Annotated in this window: 23 protein-coding genes and 3 tRNA genes; 13 read left to right on the top strand and 13 right to left on the bottom strand. The window is 71.2% G+C overall.

What is annotated here, in order from left to right:
- Positions 1 to 71: 71 nt before the first annotated feature.
- The 5 genes from FB457_RS19950 to FB457_RS19935 all read left to right on the top strand — a co-directional run bounded on the left by FB457_RS19950 (position 72) and on the right by FB457_RS19935 (position 2,740).
- Positions 72 to 908, top strand: a complete 837-nt coding sequence (locus FB457_RS19950; RefSeq protein ID WP_486589080.1) for a hypothetical protein — start codon at positions 72 to 74, stop codon at positions 906 to 908.
- A 151-nt stretch (positions 909 to 1,059) separates the two neighbouring features.
- Positions 1,060 to 1,230, top strand: coding sequence for a hypothetical protein (locus FB457_RS35300; RefSeq protein ID WP_047017127.1), 171 nt, complete (start codon positions 1,060 to 1,062; stop codon positions 1,228 to 1,230).
- A gap of 124 nt (positions 1,231 to 1,354) precedes the next feature.
- The gene (locus FB457_RS19945; RefSeq protein ID WP_047017128.1) at positions 1,355 to 1,759 is read left to right on the top strand and encodes a BlaI/MecI/CopY family transcriptional regulator; all 405 of its coding nucleotides are present in this window, start codon (positions 1,355 to 1,357) and stop codon (positions 1,757 to 1,759) included.
- A gap of 15 nt (positions 1,760 to 1,774) precedes the next feature.
- Positions 1,775 to 2,293: an amino-acid N-acetyltransferase gene (locus FB457_RS19940; protein ID WP_047017129.1), complete on the top strand. Its 519-nt coding sequence runs from the start codon at positions 1,775 to 1,777 to the stop codon at positions 2,291 to 2,293.
- Between the two features lie 120 nt (positions 2,294 to 2,413).
- Complete coding sequence (locus FB457_RS19935; protein WP_027754213.1) at positions 2,414 to 2,740, top strand: histone-like nucleoid-structuring protein Lsr2; 327 nt, start codon at positions 2,414 to 2,416, stop codon at positions 2,738 to 2,740.
- Here FB457_RS19935 and FB457_RS19930 read toward each other — a convergent pair.
- The gene (locus FB457_RS19930; protein ID WP_186462010.1) at positions 2,679 to 3,416 is read right to left on the bottom strand and encodes a hypothetical protein; all 738 of its coding nucleotides are present in this window, start codon (positions 3,414 to 3,416) and stop codon (positions 2,679 to 2,681) included. The genes FB457_RS19935 and FB457_RS19930 overlap by 62 nt on opposite strands.
- Before the next feature lie 451 nt (positions 3,417 to 3,867).
- Between FB457_RS19930 and FB457_RS19920 the strand changes: the two genes are divergently transcribed.
- Positions 3,868 to 6,396 carry an ATP-dependent Clp protease ATP-binding subunit gene (locus FB457_RS19920; protein ID WP_047017130.1) on the top strand — a complete coding sequence of 843 codons (2,529 nt, stop codon included), beginning with the start codon at positions 3,868 to 3,870 and terminating at the stop codon, positions 6,394 to 6,396.
- A gap of 302 nt (positions 6,397 to 6,698) precedes the next feature.
- Here the strand turns inward: FB457_RS19920 and FB457_RS19915 are convergent, their stop codons facing one another.
- Positions 6,699 to 7,697, bottom strand: coding sequence for an alpha/beta hydrolase (locus FB457_RS19915; RefSeq protein ID WP_047017131.1), 999 nt, complete (start codon positions 7,695 to 7,697; stop codon positions 6,699 to 6,701).
- 100 nt (positions 7,698 to 7,797) lie between these two features.
- Complete coding sequence (locus FB457_RS19910) at positions 7,798 to 8,115, bottom strand: putative quinol monooxygenase (protein WP_047017132.1); 318 nt, start codon at positions 8,113 to 8,115, stop codon at positions 7,798 to 7,800.
- Positions 8,116 to 8,259: 144 nt separating this feature from the next.
- Between FB457_RS19910 and FB457_RS19905 the strand changes: the two genes are divergently transcribed.
- Positions 8,260 to 9,165 carry an AraC family transcriptional regulator gene (locus tag FB457_RS19905; protein ID WP_145782629.1) on the top strand — a complete coding sequence of 302 codons (906 nt, stop codon included), beginning with the start codon at positions 8,260 to 8,262 and terminating at the stop codon, positions 9,163 to 9,165.
- A gap of 158 nt (positions 9,166 to 9,323) precedes the next feature.
- Positions 9,324 to 10,073 carry an SDR family NAD(P)-dependent oxidoreductase gene (locus tag FB457_RS19900; RefSeq protein ID WP_145782627.1) on the top strand — a complete coding sequence of 250 codons (750 nt, stop codon included), beginning with the start codon at positions 9,324 to 9,326 and terminating at the stop codon, positions 10,071 to 10,073.
- A 448-nt stretch (positions 10,074 to 10,521) separates the two neighbouring features.
- On the opposite strand, the gene FB457_RS19895 is transcribed toward FB457_RS19900, so the two are convergent.
- Positions 10,522 to 11,082: a TetR/AcrR family transcriptional regulator gene (locus FB457_RS19895; RefSeq protein ID WP_047017134.1), complete on the bottom strand. Its 561-nt coding sequence runs from the start codon at positions 11,080 to 11,082 to the stop codon at positions 10,522 to 10,524.
- Between the two features lie 102 nt (positions 11,083 to 11,184).
- On the opposite strand from FB457_RS19895, the gene FB457_RS19890 reads away from it, so the two are divergent.
- From FB457_RS19890 to FB457_RS19880, 3 genes are all read left to right on the top strand, one after another.
- On the top strand, positions 11,185 to 12,777 hold the full coding sequence (locus FB457_RS19890; protein ID WP_047017135.1) for an MDR family MFS transporter: 1,593 nt from the start codon (positions 11,185 to 11,187) through the stop codon (positions 12,775 to 12,777).
- A 164-nt stretch (positions 12,778 to 12,941) separates the two neighbouring features.
- Positions 12,942 to 13,373: a helix-turn-helix transcriptional regulator gene (locus FB457_RS19885; RefSeq protein ID WP_347612578.1), complete on the top strand. Its 432-nt coding sequence runs from the start codon at positions 12,942 to 12,944 to the stop codon at positions 13,371 to 13,373.
- A 59-nt stretch (positions 13,374 to 13,432) separates the two neighbouring features.
- Complete coding sequence (locus FB457_RS19880) at positions 13,433 to 13,873, top strand: VOC family protein (RefSeq protein WP_047017137.1); 441 nt, start codon at positions 13,433 to 13,435, stop codon at positions 13,871 to 13,873.
- Between the two features lie 207 nt (positions 13,874 to 14,080).
- Here the strand turns inward: FB457_RS19880 and FB457_RS19875 are convergent, their stop codons facing one another.
- From FB457_RS19875 to FB457_RS19835, 9 genes are all read right to left on the bottom strand, one after another.
- The gene (locus FB457_RS19875; protein WP_047017138.1) at positions 14,081 to 15,025 is read right to left on the bottom strand and encodes an HhH-GPD family protein; all 945 of its coding nucleotides are present in this window, start codon (positions 15,023 to 15,025) and stop codon (positions 14,081 to 14,083) included.
- 104 nt (positions 15,026 to 15,129) lie between these two features.
- Positions 15,130 to 15,205, bottom strand: a tRNA-Gly gene (locus tag FB457_RS19870).
- A gap of 74 nt (positions 15,206 to 15,279) precedes the next feature.
- The gene (locus FB457_RS19865) at positions 15,280 to 15,885 is read right to left on the bottom strand and encodes a response regulator transcription factor (protein WP_047017139.1); all 606 of its coding nucleotides are present in this window, start codon (positions 15,883 to 15,885) and stop codon (positions 15,280 to 15,282) included.
- On the bottom strand, positions 15,882 to 17,075 hold the full coding sequence (locus FB457_RS19860) for a sensor histidine kinase (protein WP_347612575.1): 1,194 nt from the start codon (positions 17,073 to 17,075) through the stop codon (positions 15,882 to 15,884). The genes FB457_RS19865 and FB457_RS19860 overlap by 4 nt, the downstream gene beginning before the upstream one ends.
- A gap of 248 nt (positions 17,076 to 17,323) precedes the next feature.
- Complete coding sequence (locus tag FB457_RS19855; RefSeq protein WP_145782623.1) at positions 17,324 to 18,145, bottom strand: ABC transporter permease; 822 nt, start codon at positions 18,143 to 18,145, stop codon at positions 17,324 to 17,326.
- Positions 18,142 to 19,146 (bottom strand): ATP-binding cassette domain-containing protein, encoded by a 1,005-nt coding sequence (locus tag FB457_RS19850; RefSeq protein ID WP_145782621.1) that lies wholly within the window; start codon positions 19,144 to 19,146, stop codon positions 18,142 to 18,144. The genes FB457_RS19855 and FB457_RS19850 overlap by 4 nt, the downstream gene beginning before the upstream one ends.
- A 127-nt stretch (positions 19,147 to 19,273) precedes the next feature.
- Positions 19,274 to 19,346: transfer RNA gene (locus tag FB457_RS19845), tRNA-Gly, on the bottom strand.
- Positions 19,347 to 19,420: 74 nt separating this feature from the next.
- Positions 19,421 to 19,492 (bottom strand) — tRNA-Gly (locus FB457_RS19840).
- 197 nt (positions 19,493 to 19,689) lie between these two features.
- A complete protein-coding gene (locus tag FB457_RS19835; protein WP_027745315.1) occupies positions 19,690 to 20,007 on the bottom strand; it encodes a histone-like nucleoid-structuring protein Lsr2 in 318 nt (105 codons plus the stop codon).
- A gap of 323 nt (positions 20,008 to 20,330) precedes the next feature.
- On the opposite strand from FB457_RS19835, the gene purS reads away from it, so the two are divergent.
- Both purS and purQ read left to right on the top strand, forming a co-directional pair.
- Entirely contained in the window at positions 20,331 to 20,600 is a 270-nt protein-coding gene (gene purS / locus FB457_RS19830; protein ID WP_047017143.1) for a phosphoribosylformylglycinamidine synthase subunit PurS, read from the top strand.
- Positions 20,597 to 21,277, top strand: coding sequence for a phosphoribosylformylglycinamidine synthase subunit PurQ (purQ, locus tag FB457_RS19825; RefSeq protein WP_047017144.1), 681 nt, complete (start codon positions 20,597 to 20,599; stop codon positions 21,275 to 21,277). Before purS ends, purQ begins: the two co-directional genes overlap by 4 nt.
- Positions 21,278 to 21,292: the final 15 nt, after the last annotated feature.

Below are 21,292 nucleotides of genomic sequence, written 5' to 3'. Positions count from 1 at the left end.
CGGCGCCGCGGCGATAGCCCCTTCCGCGCGCCTTCGCGGCATGAGCCCTATTCAGGGCCTAAAGTCGGATTATGCCTACGCCATACGGTTCCCGAGGCGGTGTGGCGCTCAGCGCCGACGAGCTCCGCGTCGTGCGTGACGCGCTGGCCATCGCCATCGAGTCGAGTTGGGGCCTGCCCAGGCCCGCAAGGGGTGACGGAACGGAGCCTGCCGCCGCACCGGCGGTCCCGCGCGGCGCCGTCGTACGGGACTGCACGGAGCTGGCCGCGGCGTTGGACGAGGCGGCGGCCGAGGCGGACCGGATGCGCCTGTTCCGTAACGCCGACCTCGCCCGCTACCGCGCCGCGCTCCCCGGCAGCGCCTCCGGCTACGCGGAGCTGCTGCACGACGCGCTGGCCACCGGCTACGCACCCGGGCAGGCGGACATCGCCGCGCTGCGCGTCCTGTGCGACGAGCCGGCGGACTCGGGCGTGGCGGAGCGCCGGCGGCGGCTGCTGCGGCGCTGCGAGGCGCTGACGGCCGCCCAGGTGCCGCCCCGCCGCCGTCCGGAGGAGCCGGCTCCCCAGGTGCCGGCGGCTGCGGTCACGACGGCTCCGGCGGCCACCTCGGCGCCGCAATCGCCGCCCGTGCCGTCCCCGGGCCTTCCGCGCCCCGCGCTGCGCGCCCTGCCCGGCGGCAGGGCCCGCCGGGCGGCGCGGGGCTCGGAGGAATCGGAGCCCGCCCCGGACCGGCGGCCGGGGAAGCCCGGCGAGCAGCCGCAGCGCCCGCCCCGCGAGAACCCCCCGGACCGGCAGCCCGCGTCCCCGCACCGCCCGGTGCCCACCCCCGCGGAGGTCTTCCCGCCCCGCCGCCGCCCGGCCCGCCCCCCGGAGCACCTGCTACGCCCCCACGCGGCCCGTACGGCCTGACCTCCACCCGTACGGCCCGGTCCCCCGTACGCCCCGGCCCCCGGCGCACCTCCACCCCTCCCGCGAGCCCGCCCACTCCGCCGGGCTACGCTGGAGGCCGCGGCACCTCCGCGGCGCCCGCGCCAGTAGCCCGCAACGATGGATGGCTCTCATGGATTACCTCTCCGCGCTGCTTCCGTCGACCGTCATGGCCATCGCCTTCACCGTGATGATCGTGACGATCGTCAAGAACCAGGGCGGCCCCAACAAGGCCAAGGAAGACGCCGCCGTCGACGCCGCATTCGCGCAGGCGGAAGCGGTGAAGCAGAAGTCCGCCGAGTAACGCGGAGCAAGGCCCTCTCACCCCGGCGGCGGGCGCGCCTCCGCCGCCCGAATCGCCACGCCCGCCGCTCCCTTCCCCGTCCCAATCGCCCCATTGTTCACACTCCTGCGAGTATTGTGCTGGCGTGGTCCGGCCATTGGGAGAGCTCGAAGACGCGGTCATGACCCGGGTGTGGGAGTGGAACCGCCCGGTCACGGTGAGGGAAGTGCTGGAAGACCTCCGGCAGGAACGCTCTCTCGCGTACACCACCGTCATGACCGTAATGGACAACCTCCACCAGAAGGGCTGGCTGCGGCGCGCCCCCGAAGGCCGCGCCTATCGATATGAAGCGGTCTCCACCCGGGCCGCCTACTCCGCCGCACTCATGAACGAGGCGTGGGCCGCCAGCGACAATCCGGCGGCCGCCCTTGTGGCGTTCTTCGGCATGATGTCGCCGGGCCAGGTCGAGGCCCTGCGCGATGCGCTACGCGTCGTGTCGCTGGACTCACCCGGTGACACCGAAGCCGGTGGCGGCGAAGGAAGCGCGTGACGATAGCGTCATGCCATGCCCAGCGATTCTTACGGGGTCACGATCCGCCGTGCCCGCACCTCGGATGTCCGGGCCATCCGGCGGCTGCTCGACCCCTACGTGCACCGCGACATCCTTCTCGACAAAGCCACCGTGACGCTTTACGAGGACATCCAGGAGTTCTGGGTCGCCGAGCGCGACACGGACGCCGCCGTGGTCGGCTGCGGGGCGCTGCACGTGATGTGGGAGGACCTCGCCGAGGTGCGTACGCTGGCCGTGGATCCGGCCCGCAAGGGCACGGGCATCGGGCACCAACTCCTTGACAAGTTGCTGCACACCGCCCGCTGGCTCGGTGTCAGCCGCATTTTCTGCCTCACGTTCGAAGTCGACTTCTTCGCCAAGCACGGCTTCGTCGAGATCGGCGAGACTCCGGTGGACCAGGACGTCTACAGTGAGCTACTGCGCTCGTATGACGAGGGCGTTGCCGAGTTCCTGGACCTGGAGCGGGTGAAGCCCAACACCCTCGGCAACAGCAGGATGCTGCTGCATCTGTGACGGCGCTATGTCCGAATCGCGCAGATATTGTTGAGCGAGTTCTCCGGCAGGGTTTGAGTTTTTCGCTGAAAAGCGGTTTGCTTTCGCCAGCACACATTGTTCCGATGAAAGGGAAGCCCGGTGGCTCAGAAGGTACAGGTCCTTCTCGTCGATGATCTCGATGGCGGTGAGGCCGACGAGACCGTGACGTTCGCTCTTGATGGCAAGTCCTACGAGATCGACCTCACGACTGCCAACGCGGAAAAGCTGCGATCCGCTCTGGAGCAGTACGTGAAGAGCGGCCGCAGGACCGGTGGCCGCGCCACGAAGCGTTCTCGCGGCGGGGCGTCCGGCAGCCAGGACACGGCGAAGATCCGCGCGTGGGCGAAGGAGCAGGGTTACGAGGTCAGCGAGCGTGGCCGTGTTCCGGCGAACATCCGCGAGGCATACGAAAAGGCGAACGGCTGACGTTCAGGGCGAGGCGGTGGCAGGCCGTCGCCGCCGCGCTCACCAGCCGTACCAGATCCGGCCGGTCCGCAACCCGGTTCCGCGCCGGCACGGCACCGCCGTCCGCGTCACCCCTGTCCCCATCCATTTCGACAGCATCGCGGCCGGCGTCTCCGACGCCGTCGGCGTCCTCTCCCACGCCCTCCCCATCCACGACTCCGCCCCCGCGGCCGGCGCCCGTGCCCACGGGCAGCCGCACCGCGGGGAGCCGCGCCAGCGCCGCCCGGCCGGGCGGGCGCAGCCAGAGCGTCGGCGGCCAGCTCCGTACCGCCGCCGGCGCCGCGCTCAGATCCAGTGGGATACCGCCCCACTCCAGCCAGTCCAGCAGGCCCGGCAGCTCCGCGGCGCCGCCCTCGGCGATCAGGAAGCGCATCCGGCCGCCGGCCAGCCCCACCGGCCCCGTGGCCGGCCGCCGGCGCAGTACCGCCCAGCCGGCCTCCGAGGGCATCTCCAGCACGTCGCAGCGGAGCGCCCCGGCCGGCAGCACGCCGGCTGAGGGAGCCCGCCCGGCCGTCTCTCCGGCCGCCTCGCCGCCCCCGTCCGCACCCGGTCCTTTCCGGCCGCGCGCGCCGCTTCCGCCCGCCGGGGCGGGCCTGCCCTGCGGGCCGGTCTGGCGCGGGATCACGGGGCCGGTCACACCGTGAGCAACGGGGTCGCACCCGCGTTGGTTACGACATGTGTCATCCCGGTCGCATAGCGCGCTACTCCTTCCCCGCACCAGCGTTCACAGACGTTCCACCGTGTTCGCCGTCAGCGCAGTGAAGAGGCCGGAAAATCTGATGGCAGGGCCCATGGCGCGGGTAAGACTTGGCTAGTGGTGCTGGTGAGAGCGGTGGCTCCGGCAGGGTCCTGCGGCGGCGTTCGCCATGGGCGTAGAGGCATTGAGAGTATTCGCCTGGCCTGCGGGAACATCGTCTCGCACCATCGGGTTGGAGCAGTAGTCGGGTGCCCGGTGCAGGAGACTGAGGGAGTCAGCGTCCGGGTGTCGGCAGTTGGAATGAGCGGTCCCCGCTTGCGGGACTAAGCTGCGGAAGGACAGGGAGGGGAACGTCCCCGATCTGCCTGACCGCTCTGAGGAGCGATTAACGATGTTCGAGAGGTTCACCGACCGCGCGCGGCGGGTTGTCGTCCTGGCTCAGGAAGAAGCCCGGATGCTCAACCACAACTACATCGGCACCGAGCACATCCTCCTGGGCCTGATCCACGAGGGTGAGGGTGTCGCCGCAAAGGCACTGGAGAGCCTCGGGATCTCGCTCGAGGCGGTCCGCCAGCAGGTGGAGGAGATCATCGGCCAGGGCCAGCAGGCCCCGTCCGGCCACATCCCCTTCACGCCCCGGGCGAAGAAGGTCCTGGAGCTGTCGCTCCGCGAGGCCCTCCAGCTCGGCCACAACTACATCGGCACGGAGCACATCCTGCTCGGCCTGATCCGCGAGGGCGAGGGCGTCGCCGCCCAGGTCCTCGTGAAGCTGGGCGCCGACCTGAACCGGGTGCGGCAGCAGGTCATCCAGCTGCTCTCCGGCTACCAGGGCGGCAAGGAGACCGCCACGGCCGGCGGCCCCGCCGAGGGCACGCCGTCGACGTCCCTGGTGCTCGACCAGTTCGGCCGGAACCTCACGCAGGCCGCCCGCGAGTCCAAGCTCGACCCGGTCATCGGGCGCGAGAAGGAGATCGAGCGGGTCATGCAGGTGCTGTCCCGCCGGACGAAGAACAACCCCGTCCTCATCGGCGAGCCCGGCGTCGGCAAGACCGCCGTCGTCGAGGGCCTGGCGCAGGCCATCGTCAAGGGCGAGGTGCCCGAGACGCTGAAGGACAAGCACCTCTACACCCTGGACCTCGGCGCCCTGGTCGCGGGCTCCCGCTACCGCGGTGACTTCGAGGAGCGCCTGAAGAAGGTGCTCAAGGAGATCCGCACCCGCGGCGACATCATCCTGTTCATCGACGAGCTGCACACCCTGGTGGGCGCGGGGGCCGCCGAGGGCGCGATCGACGCGGCGAGCATCCTCAAGCCGATGCTGGCCCGCGGCGAGCTGCAGACCATCGGCGCCACCACGCTCGACGAGTACCGCAAGCACCTGGAGAAGGACGCGGCCCTGGAGCGCCGCTTCCAGCCGATCCAGGTCGCGGAGCCGTCGCTGCAGCACACCATCGAGATCCTCAAGGGTCTGCGCGACCGGTACGAGGCGCACCACCGGGTGTCCATCACGGACGCCGCGCTGGTCGCCGCGGCCCAGCTCGCCGACCGGTACATCTCCGACCGCTTCCTGCCGGACAAGGCGATCGACCTGATCGACGAGGCGGGCTCGCGGATGCGTATCCGCCGGATGACCGCACCGCCGGACCTGCGGGAGTTCGACGAGAAGATCGCCGACGTGCGGCGCGAGAAGGAGTCCGCGATCGACTCGCAGGACTTCGAGCTGGCCGCAGGGCTGCGCGACAAGGAGAAGCAGCTCCTGGCGCAGAAGGCGCAGCGGGAGAAGGAGTGGAAGGCCGGCGACATGGACGTCGTCGCCGAGGTGGACGAGGAGCTCATCGCCGAGGTCCTGGCCACCGCCACCGGCATCCCGGTCTTCAAGCTGACCGAGGAGGAGTCCTCGCGGCTGCTGCGCATGGAGGACGAGCTGCACAAGCGCGTCATCGGGCAGGAGGACGCCATCAAGGCGCTCTCCCAGGCCATCCGGCGTACGCGGGCGGGCCTGAAGGACCCGAAGCGCCCCGGCGGTTCGTTCATCTTCGCCGGCCCGTCCGGCGTCGGTAAGACGGAGCTGTCGAAGACGCTGGCGGAGTTCCTCTTCGGTGACGAGGACGCGCTCATCCAGCTCGACATGTCGGAGTTCAGCGAGAAGCACACCGTCTCGCGGCTGTTCGGCTCCCCGCCCGGCTACGTCGGGTACGAGGAGGGCGGTCAGCTCACCGAGAAGGTGCGCCGGAAGCCGTTCTCCGTGGTCCTCTTCGACGAGGTCGAGAAGGCCCACCCGGACATCTTCAACTCGCTGCTGCAGATCCTGGAGGACGGTCGCCTGACCGACTCCCAGGGCCGGGTCGTGGACTTCAAGAACACGATCATCATCATGACGACCAACCTCGGCACCAAGGACATCTCCAAGGGCTTCGGCCTGGGGTTCGCCGCCGGGGGCGACGTCAAGAGCGGCTACGAGCGGATGAAGTCCAAGGTCAGCGAGGAGCTCAAGCAGCACTTCCGGCCCGAGTTCCTCAACCGTGTGGACGACATCGTGGTCTTCCACCAGCTCACCAGGGACGACATCATCGAGATCGTCGACCTGCGGCTGGCCGAGCTGGACAACCGGCTCAAGGACCGCGACATGGCCATCGAGCTCTCCACCGAGGCGAAGGACCTGCTCTCCAAGCGGGGCTTCGACCCGGTGCTGGGCGCCCGGCCGCTGCGCCGCGCGATCCAGCGGGAGATCGAGGACGTGCTCTCGGAGAAGATCCTCTTCGGCGAGCTGCGCCCGGGCCACATCGTGGTGGTCGACACCGAGGGCGAGGGTGACGACGCGACGTTCACCTTCCGCGGCGAGGAGAAGTCGGCACTGCCCGACGCCCCGCCGGTCGACGCCGCCGCGGGCGGCGCGGGCCCGAACCTGAGCAAGGAGGCGTGAGCCCGTAGCGGCTCGGCTTCCGGCGCACGACGCAGAGCCGCCCCGGACCACGCGGTCCGGGGCGGCTCTGCGTGTACGTGCGGGATGCGCCCTCGGGTCTGAGAAGCACCAGGCGTGATGAGGCGCAGGAGAGGCGGCACACGAGGTGACTTCGGCTTCGCTGCCTTCCAGGGTGAGGTTCCAGCGCGTGCACCGAAAGGCGAGCTGGTTCGTGCCGGCAGCCGATCTCAGGAACTCTGACGCACGGGTTCCGCAGGTTGACGGCGATTCTTGGGAGTGGGTCCGACCGCGTATCCGTGAAGCTATGGCCGATCACCGTCGGCTGGAGCCGGCGGCGCTGTGCGGCGCGGTTCGAGGAGCCGGGCGAGCCAGTCCGTGCGGGTTCGGCGGGCTGTGATCGAGATGTGTGCCTGCGGGTACAGGGCGTCGAAGCCGTGGAAGCCGCCCGCCCAGACGTGGAGTTCGACCTGGCCGCCGACCGCCCAGATGCGAGTGGCGTAGTCGGTGTCCTCGTCACGGAAGACCTCTGCGGAGCCTGTGTCGATGTACGTGGTCGGCAGTCCCGACAGATTCTCGGCCAACGCCGGGGAGATGTACTCGGACACCTCGGCGTCGGTGAGGTCGCCGAGGACCGAGTTCCATCCGAATGCGTTCATCTCACCGGTCCAGACGCCGGGCACGCCGGAGTACTGGCGGCTGGAAGTGCTGGTGTTGCGGTGGTCGAGCATGGGGCAGATCAGCATCTGCGCGGCGATCGCGGGGCTGCCGAGGTCGCGGGCCAGCAGGGTGACGCCGGCGGCGAGGCCGCCGCCCGCGCTGGCGCCCGCGACGACGATCCGGGCGGGGTCGATGCCCAGTTCGGCGCCGTGATCAGCGACCCAGAGCAGTCCCTGGTAGCAGTCTTCGACCAGGGTGGCACCGGCAGCCTCGGGGGCGAGCCGGTAGTCCACGGAGACCACGACCGCGCCGAACTCGTCGAGCCACTCCAACGGTATGTCGATCTGCGAGAAGCGATCGCCCATGACCATCCCGCCGCCGTGCACCCAGTAGACGCAGGGTGCGGTGGTGGTGCGGTCGGTGTTCGCGGGGCTGAAGACCGAAAGGGGTATCGGGGCACCGTCCCTGGCGGGCACGGTGACTTCGCGCCGGTCGACGTGCCGGTGGGCGAGGAGGGACTCGATGGGCGTCGACGGGAGTCGGCGCAGTTGCGCGAGTGCTTCTGGACTGAGCTGGGACATGAGGGGCATGCCGGCGAGCAGCTCACGCAGTTCGGGGTCAAGGGAAGGTCGTGCCGTGGTCATGGTGCTGCCTTTCGTGGGGTGGTGGCGGACGGTCGGGCGAGGAGAGGGCCGTTCGGCAGGGACCGAGGCGGCAGGAAGGACCGGGGGATCGGCCGGCGGGTCAGAAAGTGGCCTTCCCGCGGACCGGCACGTAGTCGGTGTACGCGGACTCCTTGGCCAGCAGTCCGTCGATCTGCGCCACGATGGCCTGGGCGGCCTCGCCGGCGAAGATCCGGTGGTGGTCCTCCTCGCTGGTCCAGCCCTCGGTGACGTGGACGACGTCGGGGTCGGACGCGGAACGGGAGACGAGGTAGACGACGCAGTGTTCGCTCGCGCCGGGGCTGCCCTCGTGCAGACCGGTCAGCAGCAGGTCGACCAGCCGGTCGCCCATCTGGGGCTTGGCGGTCAGGGTGGCGTGGAAGCCGTAGTTGGCGATCACGGATGCCTTCTTCCGTGGTGATGGAGTGAGGTGATCCCATTCAACCCATGTGACCTGCGAAAACGTTAGAACGATGCTCGCCCTCACTTGCACGATCCTCTCGGTCACGGGAGTCTCGGTGTCGAATGGTGCTGCAATGGAGGCATGTGCCTCGAAGAGCTCCGCACCCTGCTGGCCCGGCATGCCCGGCCCGACTGGACCACCGCCATCGACGGCGTCCTCATCTCGAAGGTCGACCGGTCAGATCCGCCGTCGCCCTCGATGTCGGGCACGGTGCTGGCGGTCATCGCGCAGGGCGCCAAACGACTCGCCCTGGGCGACCGGGTGTACGAGTACGGCCCCGGGCAGTACCTGGTCGCATCCGTCGACCTGCCCGTCACCGGACAGTTCACCCGGGCCGACCCCGAGCTGCCGGCGCTGGGGTTCGGTTTCGTGCTGGAACCGTCCGCCGTCGCCGAGTTGCTGCTGCAGGCCGGGCCCGGCGGAACTCCTCGCTCCGGCGGAGGCACACCATCGGGGATCGCCGTCAGCGATGCCTCGGCCCCGTTGCTCGACGCGGTGGTCCGGCTGCTGCGCCTGCTGGACGAGCCCCGCGACCGGGCTGTATTGGCCCCGCTGGTCAAGCGCGAGATCCTGTGGCGCCTGATCACCGGCGAGCAGCGTGCGACGGTTCGCCAGCTCGGCCTGGCCGACAGCAGCCTCAGCCACGTCTCCCGAGCCGTGCGCTGGATCCGGGAGCACTACGCCCAGCCCTTCCGGGTCGAGGACGTGGCGCGGCTGTCCGGCATGAGCGTCTCCGCCTTCTACCGCAACTTCCAGGCGGTGACCGCGATGAGCCCCATCCAGTTCCAGAAGCAGATCCGGCTACAGGAGGCCCGGCTGCTGATCGCCACCCACCCGGGCGACGTCACCGGAGTCGCTCACCGCGTCGGCTATGACAACCCGTCACAGTTCAGCAGGGAATACCGCCGCCAGTTCGGCGCGCCGCCCAGCCGGGACGCCGCCCGCCTGCGCGATGCCGTGCGTGCCCCCGCCACTGTCCTGCCCTGAACGGGGATGCGATCGCGGAGGAGGATTATGCAAGGGCGAGCGAGGATAGTTCTACTATTTCCGCAGGTCAGGGCGATTCAATGGAATTATCAGTTCCTCTGCGGAGCAGGAAAGTGACTGCGCTCCGCGGGTCCCATCACATCGCCGAGGGGCACAGCATGAAGACAGTTCTGATCACGGGTACGTCGTCCGGATACGGCCGGGCGACCGCCCTCCACTTCCACGCGCAGGGGTGGAACGTCATCGCCACGATGCGCACTCCCCGTGCGGGCGTCCTGCCCGAGTCGGACCGGCTCCGTGTCGTCGAACTCGACGTGACCAAGTCCGCGAGCATCACGGCCGCGCTTGAGGCGGCGGGACCCATCGACGTCCTGGTCAACAACGCGGGCGTTCCCTCGATCAGCGTGTTCGAGGGCACCCCTATGACCGAGGTACGGGAGGTGTTCGAGACCAACACCTTCGGTGTGATGGCGACCTCGCAGGCGGTGCTGCCCCAGTTCCGTGAGCGCGGCTCCGGCGTGGTGGTCAACGTGACCTCCAGCGTGGTGATGGGCCACATGCCGCTCTCAGCCGTCTACAAGGCGAGCAAGATGGCAATCGAGGGGTTCACCTCATCCCTCGCGCTCGAACTCGCGCCTTTCGGTGTGCAGGCGAAGACGGTCGAGCCAGGCGCCTGCCTCACGACGAACTTCGCCACCAGGGCGACGAAGGGCGCCTCACTGGACGAGCTGGTCCCGGCGCCCTATGCGGCGTGGGCGAAAAAGGCCATGGACTCCTTCACAGGCCAGGACCTGTTCACCAAGGAGACCGATGTCGCCGAGGCGGTGTGGCGAGCCGTACATGACACGACCGGCCAGCTGCGATTCCCGGCCGGCCCCGACGCGGTCTGGCTCGCCCAGGCGAAGTGACCGACCAGCAGGCAAGGTGAGGTGTACTGACGCCAGAAACCGGCCCGCGCACACACGCGCGGGGCCGGGCCGTGATGTCGGTCGTCACCGGATTTTCGGGGGCCGGCAGCGTCCCGCGGGTACGGGCACCGAGCCGACGCCCGCGCGGATCCGGTCGGCAAGGTCGTCGTCGGGGTGCGGGCGCGGACCCGGCCGCCGGTGAGGTCGAACTGGTGCCCGGCGGCGATGGCGCGCACCGCTTCCACGGGCGGTCTTCGTCGTGCGCAGGAGCTTTCTTGTGGCCGGCCGTCTGTGCCTGGCCGGAACCGTGGCCCGGCTGCGGATCGGCGCGGATGCGTGGCTCCAGGACGAGATTTCCTGAATCAGTCGTTGCCCGGGCGCGGTGCACGGAAAGGCGGGTACGAGACGTCCCTGCGGCGCGCGGCGGGGTCCTGCGGGGTGCCTGCGGTCAGCCCTTGTACGCGGACGTCACCAGCTCCTGCGCGACCTCCAGGCAGGCGAGGCGCTTCTCCTCCGGGTCGCCCTTGGCGTCGTCCAGGGCGAACATCCCGGCGTGCATCGTGAAGATCGCGGCGATACTGCGGGCCTGGTCCCTCAGGTCGGCGTCCTTGTCGCGCAGCATCCCGATGATGTCGGCCATCCGGGCCTTGAAGGTCTCGCCGAGGCTCAGCTCGCGGATGCTCGCCTGGTTCTCCTGCATGAACCGGAAGAGCGTGTCGCCGCCGGCGAGCAGCGCGCTGTAGCGCGCCAGCAGCTCCAGCCGGGTCTCCAGCGTGGCCGGCTGTGACCGCCCCCAGGCGATCAGCTCGTCGACCCGCCCGAAGTGGTCCTCGACCAGGCTGACGAGGATGTCTTCCTTGGTCTTGAAGTGGTAGTACAGCGCGGCCTTGGTGACGTCGAGCCGTTCGGCGATCTCGCGCAGGGAAGTCTTGTCATAGCCCTTGTCGGCGAAGAGCTCCAGCGCCACGTCCTGAATGCGCTGGCGGGTGTCGCTCCTGGTCGTGCCCATGATCCCTGCTTCCGTCAGATACTTACTTGACGCCCGGCAAGTAGCGGCGTACGTTCACATAGTACCCACTAGCCGGGCGGCAAGTAAGTAGGGAGAGGGGTCATGGCGGACAAGGACCAGGAGGCGGTCCCAGCACCGCCGCGGAACGTCAGGGTGATCATGCTCGGCCTGATGATCACCATGATGCTCGCGATGCTCGACAACCTGATCGTCGGCACCGCGATGCCCACGATCGTCGGCGAACTCGGCGGCCTGAACCACCTCGCCTGGGTGGTCACCGCTTACACCCTGGCCATCGCCGTCTCCACACCGCTGTGGGGCAAGTTCGGCGACCTCTATGGCCGCAAGGGCATCTTCATGTCCTCGATAGTCCTCTTCCTGATCGGCTCCGCCCTCTCCGGCATGGCCCAGGACATGGGCCAGCTCATCGCCTTCCGCGCGGTCCAGGGCCTGGGCGGTGGCGGTCTCATCGTGGGCGTGATGGCGATCATCGGCGACCTCGTACCGCCCCGCGAACGCGGCCGGTACCAGGGCATGATGGCCGCCGTCATGGGCATCGCCACCATCGGCGGCCCGCTGGTCGGCGGGACGATCACCGACCACCTCGGCTGGCGCTGGGCGTTCTACATCAACCTGCCGCTCGGCGCCGTCTCCCTCTTCGTCATCTCCGCCGTGCTGCACCTGCCGAAGAAGCGCATCAAGGCGCGCGTGGACTACACGGGCGCCGCCCTGCTCTCGGTCGGGCTGACGGCCCTGGTGCTGGTGACCTCCTGGGGCGGTACGGAGTACGACTGGGGCTCCGCGCAGATCATCGGCCTGGCCGTACTCGGCGCCGCCGCGCTGGCCGCCTTCGGCTGGGCCGAGACCCGCGCCGTCGAGCCGATCATCCCGCTGCGCATCTTCCGCAACGCCAACTTCACGCTGATGAACGTGATCGGCTTCATCGTCGGCTTCGTGATGTTCGGCGGCGTGACCTTCCTGCCGCTGTTCCAGCAGAGCGTCCAGGGCGCCTCGGCCACCAACTCCGGACTGCTGCTGCTGCCGATGATGCTGCCCGTCATGGTCGTCTCGCTCTTCGTCGGCCGGGCCACGACCAGGACCGGGCGTTACAAGATCTACCCGATCATCGGCGGCGCCGCCCTGATCGCCGGGATGTACCTGCTGTCCACGATGGACACCGGCACCTCCCGGCTGACCTCCGGGATCTACATGGCCGTGATGGGCGCCGGCCTGGGCTTCATGATCCAGATGTCGATGCTCGTCGGGCAGAACAGCCTGGAGATGCGCGACATGGGCGCGGGCAGCTCCACCATCACCCTCACCCGCACCATCGGCGGCTCCTTCGGCGTCGCGCTGATGGGCGCGATCTTCAGCAGCCGGGTCGCCGACACGATGGCCGAGGAGGCAGGTCCCGCGGGCGAGAAGGCGGCGGGCAGCGGCGGGCAGTTGACCCCGGAGCGGATCGAGCAACTGCCGGCGCAGATCAAGGAGGCGTACCTGAACGCCGTCTCCCACGGCACCCACCAGGTCTTCCTCTGGGGAGCGGCGATCGCGGCACTCGCCTTCCTCGCCTCGTGGTTCGTCAAGGAGGTCCCGCTGCGCGGGGCGGGCCCGGCGAATGATGACGCCGGATCGGCCGGGGACGCCGGTCCGGGCTCCGCGCAAGCGGAGGCGGAGGCTCCGGCGAAGGTCTGAGCGGACCGGGGCCCCGACGACGGGCCGCGCGCCTCCCGCAGTAGCGGGCCGGGGGCGCGCGGCCCTTCTGTGCGCGTACGGGCCCGGAGGCCGGCGTCGTACGGGAACGGGGCGGCGGCTCGCGCGGCGGGCCGGTTGTCAGTGGGGCGTGCCATGCTCGAAGAGTGCTCCGCCCCGATCTGCGCGCTCTTCGCAGCGCCAAGGACGCCATGGACCGCGACTGGGCCGACCCGGTCCTCGACCTGGACGCGGTGGCGAGGCACGCCGGTTACTCCCGGTTCCACTTCATCCGCGCCTTCAAGGCCGCCTACGGCGAGACCCCCGGGCAGTATCTGACCCGCCGCCGCCTGGAGCGTGCCGAGCACCTGCTGCGGACGTGCAACCTCTCCGTCACCGAGGTCTGCCACATGGTCGGCTTCTCCGCCCTCGGCACGTTCTCCGCCAGTTTCAAGCGGCGTACGGGGCTCTCCCCGACCGCGTACCGCGACGCCCACGTGGGCCGCGGGACCGCGCTCATACCCGGCTGCTTCGCGCTGCTCTGGGCCGGCGGGTTCGACCCGCGGATCCGGGAGCGCAACTCTGAGGAAGCGGGCTGAGGCCGCCCCTGCCTACGGTGGCCGCAGTACGGAAGCACCACGCCACCAGGGAGAACGCCATGATCACGAACCTGGCCATCACCACCGTCTGGACCACCGACCAGGAGCGCAGCCGCGACTTCTTCGCCGACAAGCTCGGCTTCGAGATTCGCGATGACATCGAGATGGGCGAGGGCATGCGCTGGATCACCGTCGGTGTCCCCGGCCAGCCGGACGTCATGCTGGCCCTCATGCGGACCACGGGACCCGGCCTCGACCCGGAGTCGGCGGAGGCGCTGACGACCCTCGTCAGCAAGGGCGTGCTGGGCGCGGGCGCGTTCCACACGGACGACTGCCGGGCGACGTACGAGAAGCTGCGCGCCCGGGGCGTGGACTTCGTCCAGGAGCCGCAGGAGCGGCCGTACGGGATCGAGGCGATTTTCCGTGACGACAGCGGCAACTGGTACTCGCTGACGCAGCGTCGGGAGGGCGGGCTCGACCACAGCAAGCCCTGGGCCTGACGCCGCGGGCCGCCCCCGGCGCGGGCGTGCGGCGGCGGGGCGCCCGCGCCGGCCGGACGGTCGGCGCCCCGGGGGACGCGGCTGCCCGGACGCGTGTGGTGCCGCGGCGGCGGGGCCCGCCGGGGCATACCGGCTGGCCGGGCAGCCGGGGCGGGCCCGCTGCCCGGGTGGGCGGCGGGCGCCCGGGCAGCGGGCCCGCCCCGGGCGTCAGCCCTGCGGCAGCCGGTAGAGCCCGTCCGCCAGCGGCTCCACCAGCCCGTCCGACACCAGGCTGTCCAGCGCCCGCGCCCGCTGCACCGGCTCGTGCCACACGGCGTCCAGCCGTTGCTGCGGCACCGGTCCGTCCGCGTCCCGCAGCACGGCCAGCAGCCGGCCGCGCACCTGCCGGTCCGTGCCGGCGTACGTCTGCGTGCGGCGCGGCGGGCCCGCGTGGGCCGGGTGGCCGGCGAGCCGCCAGGCGCAGAGCGTCGCCACCGGGCACTTCCCGCACTCGGGCTTGCGGGCCGTACAGACGAGCGCGCCCAGCTCCATCGTCGCGGCGCCCCAGCGGGCCGCCTCGGCGTCCTTCTCCGGCAGCAGCTCGCGCGCGACGCGGCGCTCCACGGCGGTCGTCGCGCCGGGCGGGAACTCGGTGCCGCCGACCAGCCGGGCGTAGACCCGGCGGACGTTGGTGTCGAGCACGGCGTGCCGCTGCCCGTACGCGAAGGAGGCGACGGCGGCGGCCGTGTACTCGCCGATGCCGGGCAGCGCGAGGAGCTGCGCGTGCCGCTTGGGCACGTCGCCGTTGTGCCGCTCCTTTATCGCGGTGGCGGCGGCGTGCAGCCGCAGCGCGCGGCGCGGGTAGCCGAGCCGGCCCCAGGCGCGGACGGCCTCGCCGGGCGCCTCGGCGGCCAGGTCGGCGGGGCGGGGCCAGCGCTTCAGCCACTGCGTGTAGACGGGGAGCACGCGGCTCACCGGCGTCTGCTGCAGCATGAACTCGCTGACCATGACGCCCCAGGGGCCGGCTTCCGGCCGGCGCCACGGCAGGTCGCGGGCGTGCTCGTGGAACCACTGGAGGACTGGCCCGTGCAGCGCCGCGGGCTCGGGCGCAGACGCGGGCGCGGCGCCGGCGGAGGCGGGCGCGGATGCGGTACTTGCTGTGGTCGCAGTCATGGCACCCCTGATCCTGGCACAGAAAGGGGCGGTGCCCCCGGCAGCGCCGGGGTCTTGCGTGTTGTGCCGCGGGAAGGCGCGGAGCGGCCGGTGCGCGATGTGCGTGGAGCGGACGACGAGACTCGAACTCGCGACCCCCACCTTGGCAAGGTGGTGCTCTACCAACTGAGCTACGTCCGCGCGCCTATGGGCCGGCGGCCCACTATACCCGCGCACGCACGTCGCGGACCGGTCGGATCCGGCCCTCCGGCCCCTCACAGCCAGCCGCGCTCCCTCGCCATCCGGACCGCCGCGTGGCGGTTCTCCGCGTCGAGTTTCGTCATCGCCGACGACAGGTAGTTCCGTACCGTCCCCGGAGTCAGCGACGCGCGGCGGGCGATGTCCGAGACCGGGGCGCCGTCCGCCGCCAGCTCCAGGACCTCCGCCTCCCGCGGCGTCAGCGGGGAGTCGCCCGCCGCGATGGCGTCCGCCGCCAGCTCCGGGTCGACGTACCGGCCGCCCGCGTGCACCGTGCGGATCACCTCCGCCAGCCGCTGCGCCGAGACCGTCTTGGGCACGAAGCCCCGCACCCCCGCGGAGAGCGCCTGCTTCAGCGCGCCCGGGCGGCCGTGGCTGGTGACGATCATCGCCGAACAGCCGGGTGCCGCCGTACGCAGCGAGGCCGCCACGGCGACGCCGTCGAGTCCCGGCATCTGCAGGTCCAGTACGGCGACGTCCGGCCGGTGGGCGCGGGCCATGGCCAGCGCCTCGTCGCCGCCCGCCGCCTCGGCGACGACGGTCAGGTCGTCCTCCAGCGCCAGCAGCGCGGCCAGCGCGCCGCGGATCAGGTGCTCGTCGTCGGCGAGCAGGACTCGGATCACGACGCCTCCAGGTCGATACGCGCGGCCAGCCGGAACCGCCCGCCGGTCCTGCGCTGTGCGCTCAGCGTGCCGCCGACGGCCGCCAGCCGCTCGCGCAGCCCGGTGAGCCCGGCGCCGTCAGCGGGGGTGCCGGGCTCGGCGTCGGGGGCGCCGTCGTTGTCCATGACGAGTTCCGCGCCGCCGCCCGCGACCCGCAGCGACACTGTGCACATGCGGGCGTCCGCGTGCCGCAGCACGTTCGTCGTCCCCTCGCGGACCACCCACGCCAGCGCCGACTGCACCCGCTCCGGCACCTCCCCGCGGCGGCCCGGAGCCGTCAGGTCCGCGTCGTCCACCTCGCAGTCGACCCCGGCCGCGCGGAGCACCGCGCGGGCGCCGGCCAGCTCGGCGTGCAGGTCGGCGGCGCGGTAGCCCCGTACGACCGCGCGGATCTCGCGCTGTGACTCCTGCGCGACGCGCTGCACCTCCGCCATCTGGTCCGCGGCCTCGGGCCGGCCGCGCTGCGCCAGTTGGACGGCCAGCTCGCTCTTGAGCGCCATGACGGCGAGGTTGCGCCCCAGCACGTCGTGCAGGTCGCGGCCGAAGCGCAGCCGCTCCTCGGCGACGGCCAGCCGGGCCTGCACGGCGCGGGCGGCGACCAGTTCGTCGACGAGCTGCACGCCCCACGCGGAGACGCGGAAGGTGAACCCCATGAAGGGCGCGCACACCGCCGTGGTGGCCGCGGTGATCGCCAGTGGTGCCCCGCGCGGCCCGATCGCCAGCGCGGCCAGCAGCGTGGCGGCGCACAGCGCGGTGACGACCAGCCCGCCGCGACGCAGGGGCAGCGCCAGCACCAGGGGCCCGGCCGCGAACATCAGCACCCATACCAGGAAAGGACCCAGCTCTGGCGGGTCCAGCCGGTCAGCCGCGCGCAGCGCGAGGGCCGCGGCCAGCAGCACCGAGACGGCGACGAGGTGCACCACCACCAGCCGGCGGGTAGGTCCCGCGGCGCCGAGGAACGGGGCGCTGAGCGAGAGCTTGACCTGCATCGTGAGGTGCGCGAGCAGCAGCACGACGACGACGGCGAACGGCACCGCACCCATGTCGTCGCGGGTGGTGTTCAGCCACACGCCGAGCAGCGCGGCCTCGACGAGGGCGAGGAAGTAGATCGTGGAGAGGGTGTAGCTCCGCCAGCGTTCGGGCCCGCTCATGCGGCGGGCACGCCGGAACCAGCGGAGCGCGCCCCCACCTCGTCCCCGTCCCGTGACCGGTCCCGTGATCTGATCCGGGACCGAATCCGGGCCGGGGCCCGCGCCCGCGTCCGGCTCGGTCATCTCGTACGTCCCCTCCGCTCTGCCTGCTCCGGCTGCCCCGGCGTTCCCGCTCGGCGTGATCGCCGCGTACGGCCGTACCGTACGCCCGCCGCTCCCCGGTGGCCGCACGGCCGCCCGCACCCTCCTCACCCGCGCGGCTCCCACCGGAACCACCGCCGCACGGCCCACGCCCCCGCGGCGATCCACGCCGCCGCCACCGCGAGCGCCTGGACGACCGCGCCGCCGCCCAGCTCCCCGGTCCAGCCGCCCCGCACCAGCTCCACCACCGGTGACAGCGGCAGCCGCTGCGCCACCTCCGCGACCGAGTCCGGCAGCACCTCGAACGGTACGAACAGCCCCGAGCCGAACATCGACACCAGCAGCAGCGGCATGCTCGTCAACTGCGCGCTCTCCGCCGACTTCGTCACCGCCGCGGTCGCCGCGGCCAGCACCGTCAGCATCGCCATCCCCAGGAGCACCCCCAGCACCGCCAGATGCGGCGCCTCGGGGGCAGGCGAGTCCATCGCCAGGCTCACGGCGACGGCCAGCACCAGGCACTGCCCCAGCGCGACGCACAGGGCGGGCAGCGCGGCACCGGCGAGCAGTTCGCGGTCGGTGAGCAGGCCGGTGCGCAGCCGCTTGAGCACGAGTTCCTCGCGGCGGGCGACGTAGACGATGACGAGGTTCGCGTAGACGACGAAGATCAGCGCGAAGACGACGGCGCTCGGCAGCACGACGGTGGCCGCGGTGAGGCCGGTGTCGGAGAGGTCCATCTCCTCGACGGCGGACCGGGTCGCGAACGCGAAGCCCGCCGGGGTGACCAGGGCGCCGAAGAGGATGAGCTTGCTGCGCCACATCAGCGTCAGCTCGGCGCGGCCGATCGCCGCCAGCCGGGCGAGCGGCCCCGGGACGTCGGCGGCGCGGTCGTCGAGGTGGGCCGGCGGGGTGGCGGCGGTGGTGGCGGTCATCGGGCGTTCCTCTCGTCGGTACGGACTGCGCCGGCGGTGCGCTTCGCGGACGGGGCGCTCCGGCCGCGCCCCCGGTCGTCCACGGCGGCGTCCGCGATCTTCAGGAACGCCTCCTCCAGCGACGCCGACCTGGCATCGAGGCCGGCCAGCTCCACGCCGTTGTCCTGGGCCCACAGCAGCAGCCCCGTCAGCGTCCGCTGCAGCGCGCTCGTACGCAGCCGTACGCTCGTCCCCGCCAGCTCGTGCCCGGTCACGCCCAGCGCCGGCAGCGGCGGCAGGTCGCCCGGCAGCCAGCCGGTGGGCAGCCGGAACGACACGGTCGCCGGGTGCGCGCCCACGATCTCCTCCACGGTTCCGGCCGCGGCGATCCGCCCGCCCGCCATGATCGCCAGCCGGTCCGCCAGCTCCTCGGCCTCTTCCAGGTAGTGCGTGGTGAGCAGCACCGTCGTCCCGCCGGCGCGCAGTTCGCGTACCAGCTCCCACGTCGCGTGCCGCCCCTCGGCGTCGAGCCCGGTGGTCGGTTCGTCGAGGAACAGCACCTCGGGCCGGCCGAGGAGCGCGAGCGCCAGGTCGAGGCGGCGCTTCTCGCCGCCGGAGAGCTGCGCCACCCGGACGTCCCGGCGGCCGGCGAGCCCGACAAGTTCCAGCGCCTCCGCGGTGGGCCGCGGCCGCGCCGTGCAGCCGGCCCACATCCGTACCGTCTCGGCGACCGTGAGCTGCGAGGGCATCCCGCCTTCCTGGAGCATCACGCCGGTGTACGGGCGCACCCGCCCGCGCTCGCGGTACGGGTCACGCCCCAGCACCCGCACCCTGCCCCCGCTGGGCTCCGCCAGCCCCTCCAGCAGCTCGACGGTGGAGGTCTTGCCGGCGCCGTTGGTACCCAGCAGGGCGAACAACTCGCCCCGCCGGACGGCGAAGTCGACGCCGCGCACCGCCTCGAAGTCTCCGTACGTGCGCCGCAGCCCCGCGGCGCTGATCACGTCTTCCTCTGCACTGACCATGTCTTCAGGCTTCCGCCGCCGCGGGCGCCGGTGCAGTGCACGCTGTCATCGGATGCGATGACAGATGTCATGGGGGCGCCTTCGGGGAACACGAAAAGAGCCCCGGCCGAAGCCGGGGCTCTCACTGAGCGGACGACGAGATTCGAACTCGCGACCCTCACCTTGGCAAGGTGATGCTCTACCAACTGAGCCACGTCCGCGTGCATCCGAACGGCTCTCACCGTCCGGCGCGTGCTCCACTCTACCCCACGAACTCACAGGGCTTCTGTGGCGGAGCGGGTGACAGGAATCGCACACTGCGCCTCCCTCTTGGAAAGAGGGCGCTCTACTACTGAGCTACACCCGCGTGGCCTCGGGGGGTCTCCCCTTGGCGCGTGTCCAGACTCTATCCGATCCCGGGGGGCAGATGGCAAGCCGGGCCGGTGAACGGGCGTCAACACCGCCCGGCGGACGGCCGGATGAGGGATCCGCCGGACGGCGGACGCGGGAGCTGCCGGGTGGACCGGAAGAGAGCCGGAAGGGACGTCCGGGAGGGCCGCGGCGTCAGTGCGCGGCTTCGAACGCCTCGTAGACCTTCTTCGGGATACGGCCTCTGGCCGGCACCTCCATGCCCTGCGACCCGGCCCAGGCGCGCACGGTGGCGGGGTTGGGCGCGATGTCGGTGCGGGTGAACGCCCGCCCGGACGCGGCCTGCTTCCGCCCGGCCCGCAGGAAGGGGGCCAGCGTGCTGCGCAGTTTCTTGGCGTTCGAGGCATTGAGATCGATCTCGTACGACTTCCCGTCGAGTCCGAAGTTGACCGTCTCGGTCGCTTCTCCGCCGTCGATGTCGTCGAAGAGGCTGACCACTACGCGCTGCGCCACGAAACCGGTCCTTCCGTCGGTCGCGCCTGCCGCTTTCCTCGCCCGCCGCGCGACCTGCGCGGAAGACCGGGGCTGCGGGAGCGCCGGCTCATTTGATCAGTGCTTTCCCTTTGTATCGCGACGGATTCTGTTGCGGAAGTCGAGCAAATGGGCCCGCGTGTCACGTCGCAATGCGGACCCTACTTTTATTGGGCCCTTTACCCAAGTGGATATCACGGGCGATGCGGAACCGTAACCGGCCCGACCCATATCTACCCGGGTAGATTTGTCCGCAAGGTACGCTGTCGTCACCGCTTCTTCAAGACCCTTACCGGGAGTAGCCAGTGGCCCGCGTCGTAGTCGACGTCATGCTCAAGCCGGAGATCCTCGACCCTCAGGGGCAGGCGGTGCAGCGCGCGCTGCCGCGCCTCGGCTTCGCCGGGATCGCCGATGTCCGCCAGGGCAAGCGCTTCGAGCTCGAAGTGGAGGGGCCGGTCGACGACGCCGCCCTCGCGCAGATCAACACGATGGCCGAGACGTTCCTTGCGAACACCGTGATCGAGGACTTCACCGTACGTGTCGAGGAAGTCGCGCACGGGGGAGAGGCGAAGTGACCGCTCGTATCGGCGTCGTCACCTTTCCGGGATCTCTCGACGACCGCGACGCGCTGCGGGCGGTTCGGCTGGCGGGCGCCGAGCCGGTCTCGCTCTGGCACCGGGACAGGGATCTGCGGCAGGTCGACGCGGTCGTGCTCCCCGGCGGTTTCAGTTACGGCGACTATCTGCGCGCGGGTGCCATTTCGCGCTTTGCGCCCGTGATGGATACGGTCGTCGCGCAGGCCAGGTCCGGGATGCCGGTCCTCGGCATCTGCAACGGCTTCCAGGTGCTGACGGAAACTCATCTTCTGCCCGGCGCGATGTTGCGCAACAACCACCTGCACTTCATCTGCAGGGACCAGAAGCTGCGGGTGGAGAACGCCGGCACCGCCTGGACCGCCGACTACGCCGCGGGCCAGGACATCCACATTCCGTTGAAGAACATCGACGGCCGTTACACCGCGGACGAACGCACGCTCGACGAGCTGGAGGCCACCGGCCGCGTCGTCTTCCGCTACCTCGACGGCAACCCCAACGGCTCGCTGCGTGACATCGCCGGCATCGCCAACGAGGCGGGCAACGTCGTCGGCCTCATGCCCCACCCCGAGCACGCCGTCGAACCCCTCGTCGGCACCGGCCGCACCGACGGCCTCGGCTTCTTCACCTCGATCCTCAAGAGGCTGGTCCACGCATGACGCGCACCCCCCTGG

The organism is Streptomyces sp. CNZ287, assembly GCF_007827615.1.
Note: the sequence above shows the minus strand (reverse complement) of the source record. Positions and strands in the feature narration are given on the sequence as shown.